Origin of the sequence: Bacillus sp. RO2, from assembly GCF_012911845.1 — a bacterium.
GTDB lineage: Bacteria > Bacillota > Bacilli > Bacillales > Bacillaceae_I > Sutcliffiella_A.
Genome location: NZ_JAAXCU010000045.1, coordinates 126,852 through 146,331, shown reverse-complemented (window position 1 = coordinate 146,331; position 19,480 = coordinate 126,852). Strand labels below are relative to the sequence as shown.

Sequence of the window (19,480 nt, the reverse complement as noted above, 5' to 3'; positions counted from 1 at the left end):
TCATATCAGCTTACAAGCTAATTGACAATGACTTTCATTCAGTTTCCTTCTGAAAAGTTGGAGAAAACCGTTTTCGATCCTCCATATATGAAGCATAGTTGTTTGTCATTTCAGCTAATGCTCTTTCTTCAAGTGGAATTCTTACACTTAACATCCAGGCATTTAACACAGTAAAAACGATGGCTGTGTAAAACGCATGAAACATTAATGGGATCAACAGAATTTCTAACACTACAATTGTATAGTTAGGGTGGCGTAAAAACTTGTAAGGGCCCGTTTTCACTATGGAAGCATCAGGCAAGATCAGTACCTTTGTGTTCCAATACTTACCTAGGGATTGTATGGACCATACTCGAAGGGATTGTGTCATGATAAACAGAATGAGGATCGCCGGCCAAAAAGGACTTAGCGTTCGATCAAACAGGATGACCTCCAACAAGAAACAAGTTAAAAAAGCAACATGCAGACTGACCATGTATTTGTAATGCTCTTTACCGTATTCTTTGGCCCCCACCGATCTAATCCATTTCTCATTTTTTCTTGCAATGCCTAGCTCCACGACTCTTTGTGTGACGATAAATGCAAAAAACAATGCGAAGATCATTTTTACCTCACTCCCATTCTAATAGCAGCATTTCGGAACTGAAACCCGGTCCAAGTGCAGCTGCAATCCCTTTCTCCCCTTTGTTCGGACCTTTTTCCATGATTTCCTTTAAGACATATAAGACAGTAGCAGAAGACATATTTCCATATTCTTTTAAGACCTGTAAGGAAGTATTTAACTTTTCAGCATCTAACCCTAAACACTCTTGGTATGCTTCCAATACCTTTTTTCCACCAGGATGTAAGACAAAATGGTCCAGTTCTTCTAGTTTTACGTCCTGGTTATCGAGAAATCGTGTGACATTAGGTGCTAACCAGTTCGTGATGATAACTGGGATATCCCGAGAGAATACGACATAGAGTCCTTCATTCTTAATCTCCCATCCCATCACGTCTTCTGAATTCTCCATTAATGTAGACTGACTTCCTAACACTTTCGGGTAAGGGCCCTTACCATCAATATGCACTTCATCCCCTACCATCAATACACAGGCAATGCCATCTGCAAAAAGGGAGGTTCCCACTAGATTACTTTTTGATCGATCATTCTTTTGAAAGGTAAGACTGCAAAGTTCCACACATAATACAAGCACCTTAGCTTTAGGAAAGGCAAGACAATATTCATAGGCTCTAGATAGTCCCGCTGCGCCCCCAGCACATCCGAGTCCCCAGATTGGAATTCTTTTTGTGTAAGGTGAAAAAGGCAGGATATTCATGATTCTAGCCTCTATGCTTGGTGTGGACATACCTGTAGTAGAAATATAAAAAATAGCTTCAATATCTTGATAATCTATAGATTGTGAGAGTGTCGTAGAATTGTGTAAGCAGGCGTTAATTGCCTCTGCTCCATAAGCGACTGCCTCTTTTATGTATATATCGTTTTTTTCCTGTAGCGTATGCGGTTGTTTGAACCATTCAACGTCCCTGGCAAAATGACGTTTTTCTATTTGTCCATTTTGAAAGACTGTAAGGAGGCGATTGATATCTCTAAACGACTCTTCAAATAGTTCTTTCGCAAATTCGACAACAGTATCTTGTTGGATCGGAAATTTAGGAATGGACGTTCCAACCGACAATATCTTTGGCATTATAAGAGCACCTCATCCAATTTGGTACTGTTAACTTTTCCAATATTTATATATTTATACAGATGAGATAGTTTCTGAGAGGAAATAGTAAAGGAGAAAAAAAGAAAAAACCTTCCCAAATTCACTTTGGGAAGGTACATGTCGTTTTAAAGGAGTTGTTGTGTTGTGCAATTTTATTATAACGAATGCCGCAAAAATTATCACTATAAATAAATGGAAATCATTTTTTGTAGAACTTTGCCATCCAAATCTCATCAACATATTCCCCATTAATAAATGCTTGTTCTTTTTGATTTCCTTCTTCATGAAATCCATATTTTTTATAAAGTTGGTAAGCAACCTGATTAGAAGAGAAAACGGTTAAAGATAATTTTCTGATATGCTGTTCACACCACATATCGGTGTAATCCATGATTTTTTTCCCGATGCCAAGTCCTTGTGCTTCCTCAGCTAACCAAGTCCGAAACAACCCAGTATGTCGCTTCATTTGGATTTCCCCCCGTATAACGCGAGCTATCCCTACTACCTTTCCATTACGTTCTACTCCAATATACATATTTTCCTTTTTCTTCATATCACGAATGAAAAGTTTTTCTTCCTCGGGAGTTCGAGGGACATCCTTTTGTATGTACTGACCCGCAGCAATAATACTCTCCACTGCCGTCACGATATCTCCTGCATCCGATTCTTCCACCGGCCGTAATATTACGGATGACTCATCTTTCGCTGTAAATTCAAAACGTAGATCTAACATGATGTTCCTCCTATAAACTCTTTAGGTACTACATCCTACTTCATTTATGTTTATTCTTCAACAAAAAACCCTTTATCAACCGTGAATTTGTTGAAATTTGTTGAAAAATAGAAAGGGAAATGTGGTATGATGAATTTGTACTATCCAAAAGAAATGAAGGAGGTGCCAAATGTCCCTTTCAGAGAACTTAACGCAAGTTTTTGACAGGACTTTAGACTCGTTTAAGACGGTTATTCCGATAGAGTTTACCTTTGATCAACCTCGATTATATACAGAAAATCTTACTAATGTTTCGTACGGTGTGCTTATCATGTTAACCGGTGACATTCGTGGTCAGTTGATTATTCAAGGGGACCGACATGCTTTTCAGCACATCGGAGAAATGATGTTTGGCATGCAACTAGAAGGTGAAATGCTTCAATCCTTCACAGGAGAACTTGGAAATATGATTGCAGGGACCTTAACATCGAAAGTGGCGGGAAGTGGCATCAATATGGATATCACTCCACCTGATGTGTTAAGCGAACAACAAAAGGAGTTTCATCTAACGCACCGTATACATACTCCTGTTTATATAAAAGATACCATGCACATGCAAATTATTATGGAATTAGAAGAAGCTTCTTAACCACTGGACCCTCCTTAATGGCGGGTTTTTTTGTTTACCCAACAATTAAAAAGACCAGAGATACTCCCCTGGTCCCCTTAACATTAATTAAGTTAGTTGATAAATTTTATTATACTTATCTTCCAAATACTTAATGAGGTGGTCTGCATTCAATTCTTCACCTGTTACATCTTTTAAAATTTCTAATGGTTTCTTCAATTTACCGTGTTGATGTATTTTATCTGTTAACCATTCTTTCACCGGTTCTAAATTTCCGTTTGCTAAGAGCTCATCATAGTTTGGCAAATCTTTTAACATTGCTTGTTTAAATTGCGCCGCATACATATATCCCAAAGCATAGGAAGGGAAATATCCAAAGCTTCCACCAGACCAGTGTACATCTTGTAAAACACCTTTGGCATCATTTGGTGGTGTTATGCCCAGATAGCTTTGGTACTTTTCATTCCAAGCTTGAGGAAGATCCTTTACTTCCAATTCATCATTGAATAGCGCTTTTTCCAATTCGTATCGAATCATAATGTGTAAAGAGTAGGTCAATTCATCTGCTTCAATTCGAATTAGTGATGGTTTGGATTCGTTAATTGCAAGATAGAATTCCTCTAGGCTGATCTCATCAAATTTACCTCCTGCATAACGTTGCAGACTTTCATAGTGGCGCTTCCAGAAGTTTTCATGACGGCCTACAAAGTTCTCATAAAATAAAGATTGAGATTCGTGAATCCCCATAGATGTTCCCGTGCATAACCCGGTACCTTGAAGTGCTTTGGATATATTCTGCTCATATAGTGCGTGCCCACATTCGTGTATGGTACCGAAAACAGCCGTTCGGAAATCCTCTTCATCATATTTAGTCGTCACCCTAACGTCACCAGGGTTCAGTCCAATAGCAAATGGATGAACAGTCTCATCTAGTCTTCCTGCGTCGAAATCATACGAAAGTTCCTTTAATATCTCTAAGCTAAATTCGCGTTGTTTAACTTTTGGGAAAGGTACCAATAATTCATTTGCCCTTGGATGTACAGAGGAATCTGCAATATTTTGGACTAGAGGAACAATCCTCTCTTTTAGCTTTGCAAAAACCTCATCCAATTTATCCACAGTAATACCCGGTTCGTACATATCTAACAATGTATTATATTTGTTTCCTTCATAGCCCCAGTACTCGATGAACTTTTTATTGAAAGCGACCAATTTTTCTAAGTACGGTTGCAGAAGAGAGAAATCCGATTTTTCTTTTGCTTCTTCCCAAACGGACTCAGCCTTGGTAGATAATACTACATATTCTTGGTATTCTTTTGCTGGAACTTTCTTGTTACGGTCGTAGTTCTTTTTGCTTTCTAGTAGTGAGGCTTTTGTAATGTCATCTAGTTCGGTGAATATTTCTTCGTTTAAAAGTTGTGTTAAATAGCTTGCCATTTCTTCTGATGTTGACATGTTAAATACTTCTGAGGACAGGATTCCGATAACGTCTGATCGACGATCTACCCCTTTTTTAGGAGCACCTGTTCTGAGGTCCCAGAAAATAAGAGATAGTGCTTCGTTATAACTATCCATTTTGTTAATGTGATTTACGTATTCTTCTTTTACTTTGCTGATTTCTATCATATGTATCTCCCCCAATATCTCTAAATGCAAATTATAATAGAGCTCCTGTTAAGAATACACAATTTTCTCACTAGTTGGCAACAGGTTTTGGGGAGAATGGAAAAAGCACCGATTTAAGCTTCGGTGCTTTTGGTTTATGATAACTATTGGGTTACTGGGCTGGTCGGTAAGACACCTTCGATTTTTGCACGTACTGCTTCCGATAATACAGATGGAAGATAGACGGTAATTTCTCCGCTATCATCTGTGGTACGGATAAGTCGGCCCATTCCTTGACGAAGTCGAAGCAGCATATAGGGAACATCAAGTTGCATATATGGATCTTCAAGCCCTTTTCGCTTGGCAGCAAAGACTGGATCATTTGGCGGAAATGGCAAGGACCAAATAACAACATTTGACAATGAAGGTCCAGGGATATCCAACCCTTCCCATAAATGATAAGCACATAGAACAGCACTTTCTTCATTCTGGAATTCAGAAACCAATACACTGATTTCCTTTTCTCCTTCATAAAGGAATGGATAGTCCATGTTGTTGGCATTTTCCGCTTTAAACCTTATTAATTCCTCTTTAGTCGAGAACAAAACAAGCGTTCTTCCGCCATTTCTTCCAATGGATTGCATAGTCTGGTTGAATTTCGTATAAAAATCCTCTTCGATTGTTAATGAAAGTTTCATATTTTCATCATAATCAAACGGAGAATTTATGGAAAAGGATAAATAGTCTTCTATACCCAATGAAGAGGCAAGATAACTAAAGTTCTCATTGTCTGATAACGTTGCAGAAGAGAAAATGAAAGGAATCCGCTTAGAAAAGACATTTTCCTTAAGTACCTCTTCAACAGTTTTAGGCATCACAACTAGTGTCAGGTCCTTATTTGCATGCTCAGCCCATGCTATCACATCTTCTTTTGATAAAAGAAGTTTTAGTAAAAATTCGATAGAGTCCAAGTACTCCTCCACTATGTGCAATTGATAGTGATCTACTGTGTGGAGTTCCCCTTCAAACACAAGCTGATTGCCTATCTCTTCTATTTTTGCAAGGAGGTCTTTGGCACTTTGCACAAGGCGGTTATCCATTGTGATATCTTTTCGGTCTGAGCCCTCAATACTTGTAAGGCTTTCTTCCAACATATCAAAAAACAGGTCGTTTGCCTGTAAAGAATCCTCTACTAAATAAGCAAATTCTTCTCTTAAATCGTTTCCTAATAAGCGGGTAAGAATTTCTTCCACCTGCTGGTTTTTAATCTTATACGTTAATGCCTTTTGGGCAGCAAACTCCAATAAATGGCCTTCATCAAAAACGACACTTGATGCTTCTGGCAATAGAGGAAGCTGACCTTCTCTTTTTCTTTTTTCAAATGTCCAAACATGTTCCATGTAAAAATCATGGGAACAGATTATCAAATCAGTTGATTTTCTGTAATGATCGCGGGATAGAGTTTGTCCACAACGATGTCGTTTTTCACAACTGAAACAGTCTTGGAACGTGTCCCATCCGACCATATCCCATTCTTCATCATTCAGTTTTGCGTAATCTTTGCGATCTCCATAAGGATGGAAAGACTGCATCGCAGCAGGTTTCGTCACAAAGCTTGGAAGTGCATCATACACTTCATCTATGTTGTCGTTATCATATTTGTTAACGGCATAATCTAATTTGTTCAAGCACAAGTATTGTTCTGGAGATTTCGCTAGACGAACGTCCATTGTAATGTCTAGGACTTTTGATAGCTTAGCTATGTCCCCTTCTTTTTTAACAAGCTGTTCAATCAACGACTCATCGGCACAGGTTATGATAGCTGGCTTCCCCATATATCTCGCATAACAGATCGCGTATAAAAGGTACACCATCGTCTTCCCAGTTCCAACACCGGCTTCGGAGAATATGACCTTTTTCTCTTTAAAAGCTCTCTCCAGTTGGAAAGCCATAAAAATTTGTTCATCACGTAATTCGAATCCAGCTTCGGGTAGGATGTCGTAAAAAACATCCCCAATCCATTCGTTCAGGCGATCAAAAAAAGCATCCCCTTTGTTCATTGTAAATGGCAGACGATTGTTCATTTTATGTACCTCCGAGAAAAAGTTTGCATCTGAACATTATTGAATATTTTAGTGGTGTTTGTCAAGTATAATATAAAACAAAAAGCCCCCTGACTAAGCAGGAGGCTATTGTTATGTTAATTCTTTGTAATATGGATAATCTCATCATCAAGCAGGGTGGCGTACAGCATTGCTTTTGTATATTCATCACGTGCAGCGTTCATTCGTTCTACACATTCATGATTATCTAGCAGGTTTTCACTTGCAAGGCGCTGATAGCTACTTTCCAGTGCTTTGGAGATCCTCATAAAATCATTTACATGCAAAGGCATAGAAATCCCTCCAAACAGTATTGATAGGAGTATTCTATGCCCAATTTCTGAAGTTTATTCATCTATGGTGTATAGGGAATTTTTATGATCTGTTTAAATTTCTTTACTTGAAGAACGCCCCTTAGAACCTTTCTTGTCGCGTTCTTCCTCTTCTTCATATTTTATATCTTCAAGGGGAAGCTCATCTATCGGCATGACAAGTTGATCTCTGTTTTTCTGGCTCTTTTCGTTTTTCTTAAAAGCCTTGTCTTTCTTATTTCTCTCAAGCAATGCTTTTTCTTTCGTTTGATCTCTCAAAACCATCACTCCTTTTTTAGTAGTAATTCCCTCTGAGTTGTGTTGATAAACGTCATTTACCCTTTTCTAGGCGGACGTTTGCCCCAGTATTGATAGAAATCGGTTTTTATGAAACCATTAAATAATTTACGTTTCTTTGTTGCTTTTTTTCCGTAATAGCTTTCAAAGCCTTCATGGGATGTGAGCATATAGACAGACCAAGTATCAAGTTCAGAGAAAGCTTTCCCCATCTCTCGATACATCTTCTCCACTTCCGGTCGCTCTCCAAGACGCTCTCCGTACGGAGGATTTCCTATAATAACACCATACTCTTTTCTTGTGGTAAAGTCCCTAACTTGCATTTGTTTAAAATCAATCAATTCTCCCAGTCCCGCCTCAAATGCGTTTTCTTTAGCAATAGATATCATGCGGTGATCTATATCATATCCTGCAATATCTAGCGGCTGGTCGTAATTAGCCTTATCTTCCATTTCTTCACGGGCCTGTTTCCAAAGGTCGTCCCCAATCCAATGCCAGTCTTCTGAAACAAAGTCACGATTAAATCCAGGTGCAATATTTTGTCCAATTAGAGCAGCTTCAATAGGAATTGTACCTGAACCGCAAAAAGGGTCTACAAATGGCTTATCGGGATACCAGTTCGTTAGCATGACCAAAGCAGCTGCCAATGTTTCTTTTAGTGGTGCTTCGCCTTGATCAGCACGATACCCACGTTTATGTAAACCGATTCCAGAGGCGTCGATGGTGATTTGAGCAACATCTTTTAGCAAAGCAACCTCAATCTTGGAGACTGCCCCTTTCTCTTCTAGCCATGCTGACTGAATTTTATAATGTGACTTCATTTTTTCCACTACTGCCTTTTTTACGATAGCTTGACAATCCGGTACACTAAAGAGCTTGGACTTTACTGATTTTCCGATAACCGGGAACTCGGCATCTTCAGGTAAATAGTCTCCCCAAGGTAAGGCTTTAGTTTTTTCAAAAAGTTCCTCAAAGGAAGTGGCTTTAAATTCACCAACCACAACCTTAATTCTGTCGGCAGTACGTAACCAAAGATTCGCTCGGCAAATTGCCATTGCATCTCCTTTAAAAATAACCTTACCATTATCAACCGTACATTCATAACCTAAATCTCTTACTTCCTTAGCGACAAGAGATTCTAAACCCATTGCTGCGGTCGCAATTAATGTGTAGTCTGTCATCGTATTATTCACCCTAACTAATAATCAAATTCTCTTATGTATTATTATCACAAATTCTCTATCCCATGTCCCAACTATCAAATAAAGCTCTCCTGGCAACAGGAGAGCTTATGTTACATAATCATAGTTGGATGCGACATTCAATCAATAGTGATCTGTAAGCCATGTTCTGTTCCTTTGTACTGCAAACGGATCGCTCCTTGTACGCAGGTGGTAACCATCTGTCTACAGAAACTTTAAAGTATCTGTCCCTCTCATCGTTGGATTCCTTAGAGAAGGTGCCCCTACCATTATTTGGGTTTCTCGCTCGAGGGGTTTACCTCGTTCCACTCTTACAATTTCTTGTAAGACTACGTCACTGTGGCACTTTCAAGGTATTAACACCATATCTAAAAAGACTTAGGTGCGTTCCCTGCCGTTAGCTTCGTCCGAAAACCAAGCTACCCTAGCTTATTTTTTCGCTAGGCACGAACACTACAAGCATCTCAGCCTGTGCGAGCATGGACTTTCCTCTACAGCCGAAACTGTAGCGGTTACCCAATCACTATTGATGTCAGCAAAATATAGTATAGTAAATTTGAGCAATAATTGCAACTGTAAATTAATGTCAGTCGTATAACTTACTTCCGAATACATGCTTTTCTAGGTTTGATAATCTTCTTAGGATATCAAAATTAGTAGATCCACTGTTAGTATTGGATGGCTGTGGTTTTTTGCCTGCTTCTTCAACTTGACGTTTCAGTCTTGCATTTTCCTGGACAAGCAAGTCATATTCTTGATAAAAGGTTTCATAGTCTTTTATCACAACGTCTAAAAATTTGTCCACATCTTCTGCTTTATAGCCTCTCATGCCTGACTTGAACTCTTTTTCTAGAATTTCTTTTGACGTTAACTTAATTTTATCTGATAGCATAAGTTCCTCACCTCTATGCGAGTGCCCACTTTCCATTAATATTAATGGGTCACTTCTCAATTTCTCTATTTCATTCTTACCACTCTTGATTGCTATTGTACTGTTCTTCTTCTACAACAAGCTGAAGTTCGTAGCTGTCAATCATATATATAGGATAATTTGTCTGAGCTGATTTTTTACGGGCATTGTCAATAATATATTGAGGACTACCCGGCCCCTCTTCATCGTAAACCACCAATAGAGCGTCCGACTTATCCACGACAAACTGGTTTTTTAATCTAAGTTGAAGTGGGGATTCATATTTCTTTTTCGTAATGGAGTCAATATGATTAGCTTGCGACAAAATAGATTCGTAATACTCCTTATTTTGTTCACTCCATTTTTCTTCTTGTTCCAAATATGGGGTAAATACGGCAAGTTTTAGCTTAGGGAAATCTGTTTGCAGAACATAAACAACTTCTGCAGCCCAAAGTTCTACACCTAACTGCCCACTAATGACAACCCATTCTAACTCATTATGCTCTTCTAGTAAAGCAGTCAAGCGCTTCTGTATCGCTTTTTTAATAAAGTGTACAGCAGGATCGTTCTTTTTGAATATTTGCAGCTCCTGGGGTTTATACCCTGTAATTACTAATACTTTCATAAGCACCTCTACTTAAAATAATAAATAGAAAGCCAGAAAAGCGCAAGTCATACATCAATATGTAATGGAAAAAGAACTGACTTGAAGCCAGTTCTTTTTCGTCATTTATCAAACAAAAGCAAGTTTAACTCGCTTATCTTCCATAGCCATAATGCTTACATTGACCAGGCATTCCGCCAGGTCCCATTTGTCCCATTCCAGGACCTTGTTGTGCACCCATTACTTGACCAGGCATTCCCATTTGACCATATCCAGCGTTGGTTTGTGCACCCATTACTTGACCATATCCAGGGTCAGTTTGTGCTCCCATCACCTGACCAGGTTGACCACCCATTCCAGGGCCTCCAGGACCACAATTGAAGTGTTGGTGTGACACAGAATCTACCATGGAATCTGTTTGCGGAAAATAGTGTTTGTGTTGGAACTGTTGGTTGTTTACGTATGTTGTGTGTGAAGGATGAATGTGAGGAACCTCAGTAGTAGAATAAAGATTTTTTACACAACATTTTGTAGGATGGACAATTGGTGCCATCATGTTAGGTCTGCAGTTGTACATACTTTCGATCTCCTTTCAATTTGTTTTTCTCTTTACATTAACAAACTATGAAAGAAGTGAGATACATGTACTAATACAAACACCTATTTTCTTAATTTATATACATTTGCCTACCATTTTTATAGTAAAATCGTGTAGATATTATCCTTTAAATTGGAAAGACCAAATAACGTAAGACCGATAACAACAAAAAACAAACATAAAATAAATCTAGACAACGTGCTCTCTCTCCCATATATCTAATAGTAATTTTGACATTCACAATAGTTAATTTTACATGGTAAAAAGCACGTTGACAATATATGTTTTGCAGAAATTCAGACAAAATGTGAAAATATTTTCAATTTCTCGATTTATTTTTCAGCCGATTAATTCTTTTCTCAAAATCAGCTAAAATAGAACCGCTATTTTTAAGATGTTTATTATTTGACGACTGAAAAAACTCCAACGATTTTTCCGCATAAAATAGAGCAAGGGAGTAGTTTTTCTCTTTATGTTCGAGTATTTTAGCGATTTCTATTCCCGCCGTTTCCTTGCACAGATGATTTTCATCTTCAAAGCACTTCTGGAAAAGTATTTTTGCCCCTTTATAGTCCTGTTCCTTTTTCTTTAACATTCCTAAATTAAACGTTGCTTGGGGAGAAAAGTCGGAAATATTGTTATATAATGCTTTAGCTGCTTCCTTCTCTCCCAATGTGTCATACCAACGTCCTATTTCGTACTCTTCCACTTTATCTCTTTCTTTGCTATCCACCAAAAGGAGTGCAGAGAGATGTGCATACAATGTTATGAGCGTTAATACATCCCATTCATTGTGTTTCATCACTCCCTTTATCCCTTGCATTTCGTTTGTTTTTACAAAATCAAAGTAAATCATCGGTGCTAAAAATCCTGGGATATCATCTTTCCGCTCAATTCCAAGAATCTCTTTTTCCACATTTGCAAGTCTTACTGATTCTAATTTCTTCTTCCAAAGTCTTCTTGATGCATGTAAAAGATCATAATGTCCAAATGCAGGAAGCTTCGGGACATGTTCTCTAATAAGGGTGTGCCGTGTTTTTACTTGAGGCCAGTCGAATGCCTTACCATTGTATGTAACAAGAGTCGTGTAATCCACTTCCTCCAGGAAACTCTGGTAAAGGGCAACCTCATTCCCCGGTCCAGGTAAAAGGTGTTGCCTAACGATCACTCTATCTCTTAGAACTCTTGCATATCCTAGCAAGAAAATAGTTGTGCCTGTCCCACCACTTAGCCCGGTTGTTTCTGTATCAAAGAAAAAAAGATCATTTGCCTGATGACCTTTTGCAGACAACGGATGCTCTACACCTGATTTTTGCCACTCATCCATAATGGGCAATAGATCCCCTAACCGATACTTTCCGTGCTTATAATCCAAATCATACTCTACTTCCCGTATAAGGCAGTACTCTCCATTTGCAAAGTATGGTTTTACCCCATAGGCTTCCCATTCTTTCAAATTAGGGATATCAGCAAGGGATGAATCAGAATCCATCAGGTTCTGCATTCTTTCAATCTTGCGTTCCACAGGCATTGCATCTGAATTACTCGTGAGATGCTTTTTCATTCTACTTAATTTATTTTTCATACCCATATGATTCCCCCCTTTACACAAGTTTTTGAAGTAGAGAGAGTGCCAATTCTTTGGAGTCTTCTTCAGGATAATCCGCACCGATGCAAGATGGACAACCTGAACGGCATGGGCAATTGCCTATTAGTTCACTCGCACTTGTAAGCAGCTCATTTATATAGTCGTACGCTTTTTCACTTAACCCGACTCCTCCAGGATAACGGTCATAAAAATAGACTACGGGTTTTTCATCGTGCGTGGACTTGACTTGAGGTACTACTTGCATATCCATCGGTTCACACATTAATAATAATGGAATCACGTGTTTAAGGGCGTGAGCGATACCCAAGAGACTTTTCTCCAAATCATCTCCTTTAAGTCGCTCTGTAATTTCTTCTTCAAGTGTAATCCACGTTGCACTTGTCTGAAGCTCTTCTTCTGGAAGGTAGATAGGTCCTGATCCGATGTTTTCGTGAGTTTCAAATTTAATCTTTTTAAAAATAGTTGCCATCGCCCGGACCGAAACATCTCCAAACGATATAGTGCCTGCTTGGTAATCGGCCTGTTTGTCCACCTCAAGTACATCAAGGGAAACTGCAAGATTCGCATCGGTAAAATAGTCGACATTTACTTCTCTTACAAATGCTTTCTTTTCTTCCCAGTCAAGTTTCTCTACTTGATATTGAACTCCTTGGTGCAAGTAGATTGCTTCATCATGGAGGAGAGTCATAGAACTGAAACGGTCCATTTCCCCAATCACTTTATTAGCGGGTTCTGATGATTGGTCAATGATAATGACATTTTCCTGTGAAGCTGAACGCAGGCTGATGTTATGGGCCGGGAAGGCATCATTCATCCAATGAAATTTCCCTCCGTTTTCGTGAAGAACTCTTTCGTCTGCCAAATAATCTAAAATATCCTCAAGCTCCACTCCATCAAAGGTATCGCCTTTTTTAAAGGGTAACTCATAGGCAGCACACTTAATATGGTCCACTAGTATAACGAGATTATTTGGATTAATCCTGGCTGACTCTGGATTGCTTTTCAGAAAAAATTCCGGGTGTTGGATGACATATTGATCTAACGGATTGGAGCTTGCCACCATGACAATTACCGCTTCTCCCTGTCTGCGCCCAGCTCGACCAGCCTGCTGCCAAGCACTTGCTATCGTTCCAGGATATCCTGTCATGATACAGACCTGCAATTGTCCTATGTCCACTCCAAGTTCCAGCGCGTTAGTACTGATCACACCATAAATTTCTCCGTTTCTTAAGCCTTTTTCAATCGCCCGGCGCTGGGTCGGGAGATATCCTCCCCTGTACCCTTGGATAGACTTTTCTCCGAGTTGGTTTTTGACTAGCTCTTTAAGGTACGTTAACAGAATTTCCACTCGGACCCTGCTTTTCGCAAAGACGATGGTTTGAATTTTTTCTTGAAGAAACTCTGCAGCCAGTTTTCTTACCTCTAGCGTTGCACTCCTCCTGATATTCAACGGCTTATTGACGATTGGTGGGTTGTAAAAAACGATATGCTTTTTACTGGCTGGAGCTCCGTTATTATTGATAAGTTCAAAGTCCTCCCCAGTAAGCTCCTGAGCGAGTTCTTTCGGATTCGCTATCGTTGCAGATGTACAGATAAACGTAGGGTTACTTCCATAAAAATTACATATTCGTTTTAACCTTCTAATCACATTAGCAACATGACTTCCAAACACACCTCTATACGTATGCAACTCATCTATCACGATATATTCCAGGTTTTCAAAAAGTGAAACCCATTTGGTATGATGAGGTAGGATTGCCGAATGAAGCATATCGGGATTTGTTATAACTACATGTCCGGCTTTTCTTACTTTTTGTCTGATGGTAGGGGCAGTGTCGCCATCATATGTATAACTGTTGATTGGCACACCCATTTGCGTAATGATTTCGTTCAGTTCACTCTTTTGATCCTGTGCAAGTGCTTTTGTCGGGAATAAATAAAGTGCTCGGGCGTCATTGTTTTGTACAATTTTCTGAAGTACCGGCAAGTTATAACATAAGGTTTTTCCTGAAGCCGTCGGGGTAACCGCTACAAAATGTTTTTTATTAATTGCAGCCTCAAATGCAGCTGCTTGGTGGGTATATAAAGAGTTGATACCTCTTTCGGTCAATGATTTCATCAAACGTTCATCTATTTGAGCAGGAAACGGGACTGTTTGTGCTTCTTTGGGAGGGACTGTTTCCCAATGTACGATATTTTTTGCTATGGATTCTTCACTTTTCATCCAATCAATTACTTCATATATTGTTTTTCTCCATTTCATTACAACTCACCTCATTCTCTACTCTCTATTTTAGCGAATAAGCGTTCGGTTCGTAAAGTCCAAAAAGAAAAACCAAGCACTTGGAAGGCGCTTGGTTTTTCCACATTGGGTATATTTACATCTTCTGATTTTGACTGTAGTTATTGATGACTGCTAGCACTTTGGTAGATTGTGTCATGCCGCTGTGGCATAGAGGACATGTTGGGATGTCGCTTTCGCTGTTCTTAAAATTATCTCTCATCCAACCATTGCAATCCTCTGATTCACAAACCCATACTTTCGTTTCCTCGGTAACGATTTCTTCTACTTCTCTTCTTCCAAAAGCCATAGTACCACTCTCCTATCTTTTGAGGTGGGGCGCAGTTTATCCTCACTAATATAATCTTAGTATGCCAATATACGAGGAAAAAATAAGAAAAAAAATAAAAAAAGCATCCTCGTCATACAATCTCTTCCAATATAGTATAGCATAATTTTAGGGGAAATGCATTTTTCTAAAAGATTTATCCGTTGCAAAATCTGCAATAAAAGAACCACCAAATACAGGAACCCGACTAAGCCCAAATCTATATAGTAATGATAAAGAGCACGAAAGGAGTCCTACCATGAAAGATGAACAAGGTAAGCTTCCAAACAAGAAAGTCCCTCAAAACAATATCATGAATTCTATTGATACATTTTTCAGCAACTCCCCAATAAAAGGGATGCTTCAGCAAATGGATAATTTCTTTGGCCATGCGTTTACAGAAGCTTCATTGCCAGTGGAAACACGAGAAACAACAGGAGAGTTTCTTGTTATTTGTAAACTCCCTGGAGTTAAAAAAGAACAAATTACAATAGAGACCTTTGATCGATACTTAACCATCGGAGTTAAAAATGAAGAACAGCTCGAAACAATTGATGAGTCCACATCTTTTGTAAGCAACAGCTACACGATGAAGCACCAAAAACGGACCATACCTGTCCCACCATATGTAAAATTACATGCCCTTCAAGCTAGCTACCGAGACGGTCTACTCCAAATCCGCATACCAAAGAAAAACATCAAACAAATTAAAATAGATGATTGAAAAATATTAAAAAACAAAAGAAACCCCTGTCCTATTACAACTTTGTTTTTAGGTAGTAGTCGCTGTTCCTTTCCGCTAGTGGCTTCGCTTTCCACGGGGCGACCTTGAGCCTCCTCGCTTCGCTGCGGGGTCTCAACAATGCCGCTACTCCCCCGTAGGAGTCTCCGCCATTAGTTCCAATCCACAGCTAGAGATTACGAGTAATAAACTGTTTGCCCTTTTCACTTTAATCGGTTAGAATACCTACTCTTTGGTAATAAAACTCTTGTTGATTGCCGTGGAAGTTGCGCAGACTCCTATGGGAAGAAGGGACAGGGAAGACCCCAACGGAGTGAGGAGGCTTCCGGACCGCCCATGGAAAGCGAAGCAACTGGAACGGCAATCAACGGTTAAATACAATTTTGATATTCTCAATAACAACAAAAGCAGTCACCCATAAAAGTGACTGCTTTTAATTTAGTTTTTATGCGATTTTGATCCGTACTTTGCATTCTCTTCAGGAGTAGAATCCATCTGAATGCTTGCCAATTCCTTAGAAACCTCTTGCTGATGCTGATTATTAGGATATTTATTCTTACGTTCTCGATTATCATTTCTATTCGTCATCATTAAGCCTCCCAAAATAAAAATTTTCGACCTACCTCTATAGCATGGATGGAATCAAAAATTTTATGAATGGAAATAAAAGTCCAATTACAACACTACATAAATCCACCACCAGTACACAAGATAACCAATAGGAGGTGTACAAGATGAGCAAACAGTATAAAAAAGTGTATGCAAGCCCATCCACTTCGCCATCACTTGTAATAAAAACCAACCTTGATAAAGAACAAAAAGAAGAAAATCCATATTATAGCTCCTCCCTTAATCATCAGGAAGAAGAAAAGTTGGACAACTACTTCTTTGAACAAGACCCAAAAGGCGATTATCATAAGTAATAGCAGGAGAGAACCTTCTCTCCTTTTTTTACAATTCAGGGGTGATGAGAGTGAAAATGCGTGTATTGAAAAAAAATGACGCAGAACAATATAGACGATTGCGTTTAGAATCCTTATTAAAAGAACCCGCTTCCTTCGCTTCCAGCTATGAGGAAGAACAAAGTAGATCTTTAGATGACATCAAGGATCGTATTCCAGAAAATAAAGAATCCTTTATTTATGGTTTATTTGATAAAGAAATTCTTGTTGGTATGATTGGTTTTAAACGAGAAGACAAAATAAAGTTCAAACATAAAGGATTTATTTGGGGCGTATATATCGCAGAGAATTATAGAGGACAAGGCTATAGCAAGCAAATGCTAAAAGATACACTTATTAAAGCGAAAGACATACCAGGTGTACAGCAAATTCAATTAACGGTGGCTGCGACCAATAACTCTGCCAAAAAATTGTATGAGAGCTATGGATTTAATACTTTTGGATATGAGAATGGTGCTCTATATGTAGACGGCTTTTATATAGATGAAGAACACATGGCTTTACATATATCAAATTAAGATGCCCTCTATTGGAAGGCATCTTATATTATGCTTTAAATGTTGATGCAAGACCTTTGAACATATTATTAAGTTGATTGACTGTATTCATCATTTGTCCAGCAGTGTCCATCATTTTCTTCATATCCACATTTCCGTCTTGCCCTTTAAACTGATTCATAAAGGAGTTGACCTGTGATGTTTGAGGCTTAGTTGATTGTCCCTGGGTAGGATATGGATTCATAAATGGCATACTCATTTGATTTGGCATAAAATTACCGCTAGGTCCCCCACCCTGTTGTTGTGGAAATCCTTGAGGATATCCGTTCTGACCCATTGGATTAAACGGCATACTTTGGACAAAGCCATTTTGCCCCATATTGCCGCCCAATGGCATAGTTTGTGGGAAAGCATTCTGACTCATATTATTCATCATGTTAAAAGGAAACGCCGAATTTTGTGTACCATTCCCTGAAAATGGTATCGCATTCATATAGTCAGGAGACATCCCCTGTTGGTTCATCCAGCCTCCGTTCATGACCTGCTGAGGAAACATCCCTTGCATGGATCCTCCGCCGGAATAAGGCAGTAAATTATTTAAGAAAGGAAGCTGACTTAACATATTCATATTCCTATTATGTGATAAATGTCTAGGCCTCGCGTACATTCTCCTAAACATTCGAATCCCTCCTCTTTTCTAGCTATAAATAACGTATGAAAAAAAACGGGAAAGGTGCCTATTCCCATTTACAATATAATCGCAATAAGTCTTGCCACAATACTCCATTTTTGTCCCAATTTGTCGGAAGTTTCATTTTTTCAAAAACAAGAAAAATTTATTTTGCATGCTATGATGGAATTAACTTCAAAGGGGGGATTGGATTGGTACTTGAAGAGTTGCGTCATAAATTTATAAGTTGTAAGACCTATGAACCGATGGAGCATAATGAATTAATGGATTTTGCCAGACAGCTGTACCTTAGAGGGGAAATAACAATTGGTCAGTTTCGAAATTTAATTCAGGAGCTAGAGTCAAAAGGTGCTGTTCCACCAAATACGTTTGAAGACATTTTAGAAGTAACATGATAAGCATTATAGTTAGGAGACCTTTATGGGTCTCTTTTTTTTACCTTCATTGCGTAATGAGAAGTGCAATGTGGAAAGCTAAGTAGGATAAAAAGGAGGGATTTAGATGAGTCGTGGAAAAAACTTTAACCATAAGAAAAAAGGACACGAACCTACTATTGGGGCCAAGCCGGCTGAAAGAAAGGTGTTCGAAAAAGTGGAATACGCAATCGAGCCTGTGGCTACTGCAGAGGAACGCCCCGTAACGAACAAAGCTGAAAAAGATCGATAAAATGAACGAGCCTGATCTGCTACTGATCAGGCTTGTTCTATTACATATTTTTAGATATTGTATCATTCAATACATAGCGAATAGACTGTAACATTCCTTTGAAACGTTTTTCACGGGTATCCGGATAAAAGCATTGCACAGCTACCATATTGATATTTTCGACCGTACTATCTATTTGTTGGACGTGTATATATTTTGGGTTATCTGATTTAATCCAGTTCTTAACAATATTCTCCCATTGTTCGACTGTCGCAAACACTTCGTCAGCATACGGCTTCACTGTTTGAAAAAAATCAGGTTCCTGTTTACTAGCTTTCACTTCAATAAAGTTTGCTTCTATCCTGTCCAATTCAATCAAAATTTGTTTCGTTAATTCCCTTACGCTATTTTCACTGCCAGACATCTCACTTCACCTCTAGCAATACATTACCATATCTTCTTAAACAGAGTAAGCACTCTGCCTAAGGTCGATTGTTTTTGGAGAGTGCATTTTTAACAGCCGTTGCTCCCCCATCACTTTTTCCACTTCATCTAGTGTGACATGCAACTGTCTAATTTGATGTTTCATGACTTCTTCCATCTCTTCTCGCTCTATTTTAAGTGAATTTGACATTGTCTCCTCCAATACATCCATTTGAAGCATCATTTCATTGAACAAGTCCGCAATCTCATTTCTTGAAACAACTACATTGGACATATAAATCCCCTCCATACTTTGTTAGTTTATATGTTCTCTGTTCATCTTTTACTCCCTTCCTGTGTGACAAAACTAGAAGCAATTCGTCAAAGAAAGTGTTTATTTGCAAAAACACCTTCCATTTTTCGCATGATTGATTGCCTATTTGTAAAAAATAAGACGGTAAAAAAATATTAAAGGAGGATTTATCTATGTCTAAACAAAAGAAAAATCAACAACAACGTAAAAACCAAGTTGAAAGTGCACCTGGCCAAGAAGATAAAAAGTTAAAAGGGCCAAACCGACCTTCCACCTGATTTCTTTCAACTCAAAAAACAGCTCCTGCT

At 38.7% G+C, this 19,480-nt stretch carries 25 protein-coding genes and 1 other RNA gene; 7 read left to right on the top strand and 19 right to left on the bottom strand.

Features of this window, described 5'->3' with window-relative positions; genetic code table 11:
- Positions 1-34: 34 nt before the first annotated feature.
- The 3 genes from HF078_RS13730 to HF078_RS13720 all read right to left on the bottom strand — a co-directional run bounded on the left by HF078_RS13730 (position 35) and on the right by HF078_RS13720 (position 2,445).
- Positions 35-604: an isoprenylcysteine carboxyl methyltransferase family protein gene (locus HF078_RS13730; RefSeq protein WP_169291654.1), complete on the bottom strand. Its 570-nt coding sequence runs from the start codon at positions 602-604 to the stop codon at positions 35-37.
- Positions 605-611: 7 nt separating this feature from the next.
- Positions 612-1,691 (bottom strand): type III polyketide synthase, encoded by a 1,080-nt coding sequence (locus tag HF078_RS13725; RefSeq protein ID WP_169291653.1) that lies wholly within the window; start codon positions 1,689-1,691, stop codon positions 612-614.
- A gap of 220 nt (positions 1,692-1,911) precedes the next feature.
- The gene (locus tag HF078_RS13720; protein ID WP_169291652.1) at positions 1,912-2,445 is read right to left on the bottom strand and encodes a GNAT family N-acetyltransferase; all 534 of its coding nucleotides are present in this window, start codon (positions 2,443-2,445) and stop codon (positions 1,912-1,914) included.
- Positions 2,446-2,614: 169 nt separating this feature from the next.
- On the opposite strand from HF078_RS13720, the gene HF078_RS13715 reads away from it, so the two are divergent.
- Entirely contained in the window at positions 2,615-3,073 is a 459-nt protein-coding gene (locus HF078_RS13715) for a chemotaxis protein CheX (RefSeq protein WP_169291651.1), read from the top strand.
- 87 nt (positions 3,074-3,160) lie between these two features.
- On the opposite strand, the gene HF078_RS13710 is transcribed toward HF078_RS13715, so the two are convergent.
- The 12 genes from HF078_RS13710 to HF078_RS13655 form a co-directional block, all read right to left on the bottom strand.
- Complete coding sequence (locus tag HF078_RS13710) at positions 3,161-4,678, bottom strand: carboxypeptidase M32 (RefSeq protein WP_169291650.1); 1,518 nt, start codon at positions 4,676-4,678, stop codon at positions 3,161-3,163.
- Positions 4,679-4,821: 143 nt separating this feature from the next.
- Positions 4,822-6,741 carry an ATP-dependent DNA helicase gene (locus HF078_RS13705; protein WP_169291649.1) on the bottom strand — a complete coding sequence of 640 codons (1,920 nt, stop codon included), beginning with the start codon at positions 6,739-6,741 and terminating at the stop codon, positions 4,822-4,824.
- Positions 6,742-6,857: 116 nt separating this feature from the next.
- Positions 6,858-7,052 carry a hypothetical protein gene (locus HF078_RS13700; RefSeq protein WP_047968909.1) on the bottom strand — a complete coding sequence of 65 codons (195 nt, stop codon included), beginning with the start codon at positions 7,050-7,052 and terminating at the stop codon, positions 6,858-6,860.
- A 93-nt stretch (positions 7,053-7,145) separates the two neighbouring features.
- Positions 7,146-7,349, bottom strand: a complete 204-nt coding sequence (locus HF078_RS13695) for a hypothetical protein (protein WP_481748018.1) — start codon at positions 7,347-7,349, stop codon at positions 7,146-7,148.
- A 56-nt stretch (positions 7,350-7,405) separates the two neighbouring features.
- Positions 7,406-8,548, bottom strand: a complete 1,143-nt coding sequence (locus HF078_RS13690; protein ID WP_169291647.1) for a THUMP domain-containing class I SAM-dependent RNA methyltransferase — start codon at positions 8,546-8,548, stop codon at positions 7,406-7,408.
- A 153-nt stretch (positions 8,549-8,701) separates the two neighbouring features.
- An RNA gene (gene rnpB / locus HF078_RS13685) (RNase P RNA component class B) lies at positions 8,702-9,093 on the bottom strand.
- Between the two features lie 62 nt (positions 9,094-9,155).
- Positions 9,156-9,461, bottom strand: a complete 306-nt coding sequence (gpsB, locus tag HF078_RS13680; protein ID WP_010193744.1) for a cell division regulator GpsB — start codon at positions 9,459-9,461, stop codon at positions 9,156-9,158.
- A gap of 76 nt (positions 9,462-9,537) precedes the next feature.
- Entirely contained in the window at positions 9,538-10,104 is a 567-nt protein-coding gene (locus HF078_RS13675) for an SLOG family protein (RefSeq protein WP_169291646.1), read from the bottom strand.
- Positions 10,105-10,237: 133 nt separating this feature from the next.
- On the bottom strand, positions 10,238-10,660 hold the full coding sequence (locus tag HF078_RS13670) for a spore coat protein (RefSeq protein ID WP_169291645.1): 423 nt from the start codon (positions 10,658-10,660) through the stop codon (positions 10,238-10,240).
- 340 nt (positions 10,661-11,000) lie between these two features.
- The gene (locus tag HF078_RS13665; RefSeq protein WP_169291644.1) at positions 11,001-12,272 is read right to left on the bottom strand and encodes a ribonuclease H-like domain-containing protein; all 1,272 of its coding nucleotides are present in this window, start codon (positions 12,270-12,272) and stop codon (positions 11,001-11,003) included.
- 13 nt (positions 12,273-12,285) lie between these two features.
- Positions 12,286-14,553: a DEAD/DEAH box helicase gene (locus HF078_RS13660; protein ID WP_169291643.1), complete on the bottom strand. Its 2,268-nt coding sequence runs from the start codon at positions 14,551-14,553 to the stop codon at positions 12,286-12,288.
- A gap of 115 nt (positions 14,554-14,668) precedes the next feature.
- A complete protein-coding gene (locus HF078_RS13655) occupies positions 14,669-14,881 on the bottom strand; it encodes a cold-inducible protein YdjO-related protein (protein WP_148988406.1) in 213 nt (70 codons plus the stop codon).
- Positions 14,882-15,158: 277 nt separating this feature from the next.
- On the opposite strand from HF078_RS13655, the gene HF078_RS13650 reads away from it, so the two are divergent.
- Positions 15,159-15,623, top strand: coding sequence for an Hsp20/alpha crystallin family protein (locus HF078_RS13650; protein ID WP_169291642.1), 465 nt, complete (start codon positions 15,159-15,161; stop codon positions 15,621-15,623).
- Between the two features lie 456 nt (positions 15,624-16,079).
- On the opposite strand, the gene HF078_RS13645 is transcribed toward HF078_RS13650, so the two are convergent.
- On the bottom strand, positions 16,080-16,232 hold the full coding sequence (locus HF078_RS13645; RefSeq protein WP_169291539.1) for a hypothetical protein: 153 nt from the start codon (positions 16,230-16,232) through the stop codon (positions 16,080-16,082).
- 143 nt (positions 16,233-16,375) lie between these two features.
- Here HF078_RS13645 and HF078_RS13640 point away from each other — a divergent pair, with 143 nt between their 5' ends.
- Together HF078_RS13640 and HF078_RS13635 are read left to right on the top strand one after the other, a co-directional pair.
- Positions 16,376-16,564 (top strand): hypothetical protein, encoded by a 189-nt coding sequence (locus HF078_RS13640; RefSeq protein WP_010193734.1) that lies wholly within the window; start codon positions 16,376-16,378, stop codon positions 16,562-16,564.
- A gap of 56 nt (positions 16,565-16,620) precedes the next feature.
- A complete protein-coding gene (locus HF078_RS13635; RefSeq protein ID WP_240951757.1) occupies positions 16,621-17,121 on the top strand; it encodes a GNAT family N-acetyltransferase in 501 nt (166 codons plus the stop codon).
- Between the two features lie 28 nt (positions 17,122-17,149).
- Here the strand turns inward: HF078_RS13635 and HF078_RS13630 are convergent, their stop codons facing one another.
- Positions 17,150-17,779 carry a YppG family protein gene (locus tag HF078_RS13630; RefSeq protein ID WP_240951752.1) on the bottom strand — a complete coding sequence of 210 codons (630 nt, stop codon included), beginning with the start codon at positions 17,777-17,779 and terminating at the stop codon, positions 17,150-17,152.
- A gap of 203 nt (positions 17,780-17,982) precedes the next feature.
- Here HF078_RS13630 and HF078_RS13625 point away from each other — a divergent pair, with 203 nt between their 5' ends.
- Positions 17,983-18,186 (top strand): YppF family protein, encoded by a 204-nt coding sequence (locus HF078_RS13625; protein ID WP_169291640.1) that lies wholly within the window; start codon positions 17,983-17,985, stop codon positions 18,184-18,186.
- A 106-nt stretch (positions 18,187-18,292) separates the two neighbouring features.
- Positions 18,293-18,457: a hypothetical protein gene (locus HF078_RS13620; protein ID WP_169291639.1), complete on the top strand. Its 165-nt coding sequence runs from the start codon at positions 18,293-18,295 to the stop codon at positions 18,455-18,457.
- Positions 18,458-18,497: 40 nt separating this feature from the next.
- Here HF078_RS13620 and HF078_RS13615 read toward each other — a convergent pair whose 3' ends face one another.
- Positions 18,498-18,860, bottom strand: a complete 363-nt coding sequence (locus HF078_RS13615) for a YppE family protein (protein ID WP_169291638.1) — start codon at positions 18,858-18,860, stop codon at positions 18,498-18,500.
- 36 nt (positions 18,861-18,896) lie between these two features.
- Positions 18,897-19,154, bottom strand: a complete 258-nt coding sequence (locus HF078_RS13610) for a hypothetical protein (protein WP_169291637.1) — start codon at positions 19,152-19,154, stop codon at positions 18,897-18,899.
- 191 nt (positions 19,155-19,345) lie between these two features.
- Between HF078_RS13610 and HF078_RS20800 the strand changes: the two genes are divergently transcribed.
- Complete coding sequence (locus HF078_RS20800; RefSeq protein WP_010193728.1) at positions 19,346-19,450, top strand: hypothetical protein; 105 nt, start codon at positions 19,346-19,348, stop codon at positions 19,448-19,450.
- Positions 19,451-19,480 lie beyond the last annotated feature (30 nt).

Coding starts and splice junctions, on each gene's coding strand:
- HF078_RS20800 (WP_010193728.1), top strand. CDS start 19,346: ATGTCTAAACAAAAGAAAAATCAACAACAACGTAAAAACCAAGTTGAA.
- HF078_RS13675 (WP_169291646.1), bottom strand. CDS start 10,104: ATGAAAGTATTAGTAATTACAGGGTATAAACCCCAGGAGCTGCAAATA.
- HF078_RS13645 (WP_169291539.1), bottom strand. CDS start 16,232: ATGATGACGAATAGAAATGATAATCGAGAACGTAAGAATAAATATCCT.
- HF078_RS13700 (WP_047968909.1), bottom strand. CDS start 7,052: ATGCCTTTGCATGTAAATGATTTTATGAGGATCTCCAAAGCACTGGAA.
- HF078_RS13635 (WP_240951757.1), top strand. CDS start 16,621: ATGCGTGTATTGAAAAAAAATGACGCAGAACAATATAGACGATTGCGT.
- HF078_RS13710 (WP_169291650.1), bottom strand. CDS start 4,678: ATGATAGAAATCAGCAAAGTAAAAGAAGAATACGTAAATCACATTAAC.
- HF078_RS13660 (WP_169291643.1), bottom strand. CDS start 14,553: ATGAAATGGAGAAAAACAATATATGAAGTAATTGATTGGATGAAAAGT.
- HF078_RS13630 (WP_240951752.1), bottom strand. CDS start 17,779: ATGTTTAGGAGAATGTACGCGAGGCCTAGACATTTATCACATAATAGG.
- HF078_RS13725 (WP_169291653.1), bottom strand. CDS start 1,691: ATGCCAAAGATATTGTCGGTTGGAACGTCCATTCCTAAATTTCCGATC.
- HF078_RS13610 (WP_169291637.1), bottom strand. CDS start 19,154: ATGTCCAATGTAGTTGTTTCAAGAAATGAGATTGCGGACTTGTTCAAT.
- HF078_RS13650 (WP_169291642.1), top strand. CDS start 15,159: ATGAAAGATGAACAAGGTAAGCTTCCAAACAAGAAAGTCCCTCAAAAC.
- HF078_RS13715 (WP_169291651.1), top strand. CDS start 2,615: ATGTCCCTTTCAGAGAACTTAACGCAAGTTTTTGACAGGACTTTAGAC.
- HF078_RS13690 (WP_169291647.1), bottom strand. CDS start 8,548: ATGACAGACTACACATTAATTGCGACCGCAGCAATGGGTTTAGAATCT.
- HF078_RS13705 (WP_169291649.1), bottom strand. CDS start 6,741: ATGAACAATCGTCTGCCATTTACAATGAACAAAGGGGATGCTTTTTTT.
- HF078_RS13620 (WP_169291639.1), top strand. CDS start 18,293: ATGAGTCGTGGAAAAAACTTTAACCATAAGAAAAAAGGACACGAACCT.
- HF078_RS13655 (WP_148988406.1), bottom strand. CDS start 14,881: ATGGCTTTTGGAAGAAGAGAAGTAGAAGAAATCGTTACCGAGGAAACG.
- HF078_RS13720 (WP_169291652.1), bottom strand. CDS start 2,445: ATGTTAGATCTACGTTTTGAATTTACAGCGAAAGATGAGTCATCCGTA.
- HF078_RS13670 (WP_169291645.1), bottom strand. CDS start 10,660: ATGTACAACTGCAGACCTAACATGATGGCACCAATTGTCCATCCTACA.
- HF078_RS13730 (WP_169291654.1), bottom strand. CDS start 604: ATGATCTTCGCATTGTTTTTTGCATTTATCGTCACACAAAGAGTCGTG.
- HF078_RS13665 (WP_169291644.1), bottom strand. CDS start 12,272: ATGGGTATGAAAAATAAATTAAGTAGAATGAAAAAGCATCTCACGAGT.
- HF078_RS13615 (WP_169291638.1), bottom strand. CDS start 18,860: ATGTCTGGCAGTGAAAATAGCGTAAGGGAATTAACGAAACAAATTTTG.
- HF078_RS13640 (WP_010193734.1), top strand. CDS start 16,376: ATGAGCAAACAGTATAAAAAAGTGTATGCAAGCCCATCCACTTCGCCA.
- gpsB (WP_010193744.1), bottom strand. CDS start 9,461: ATGCTATCAGATAAAATTAAGTTAACGTCAAAAGAAATTCTAGAAAAA.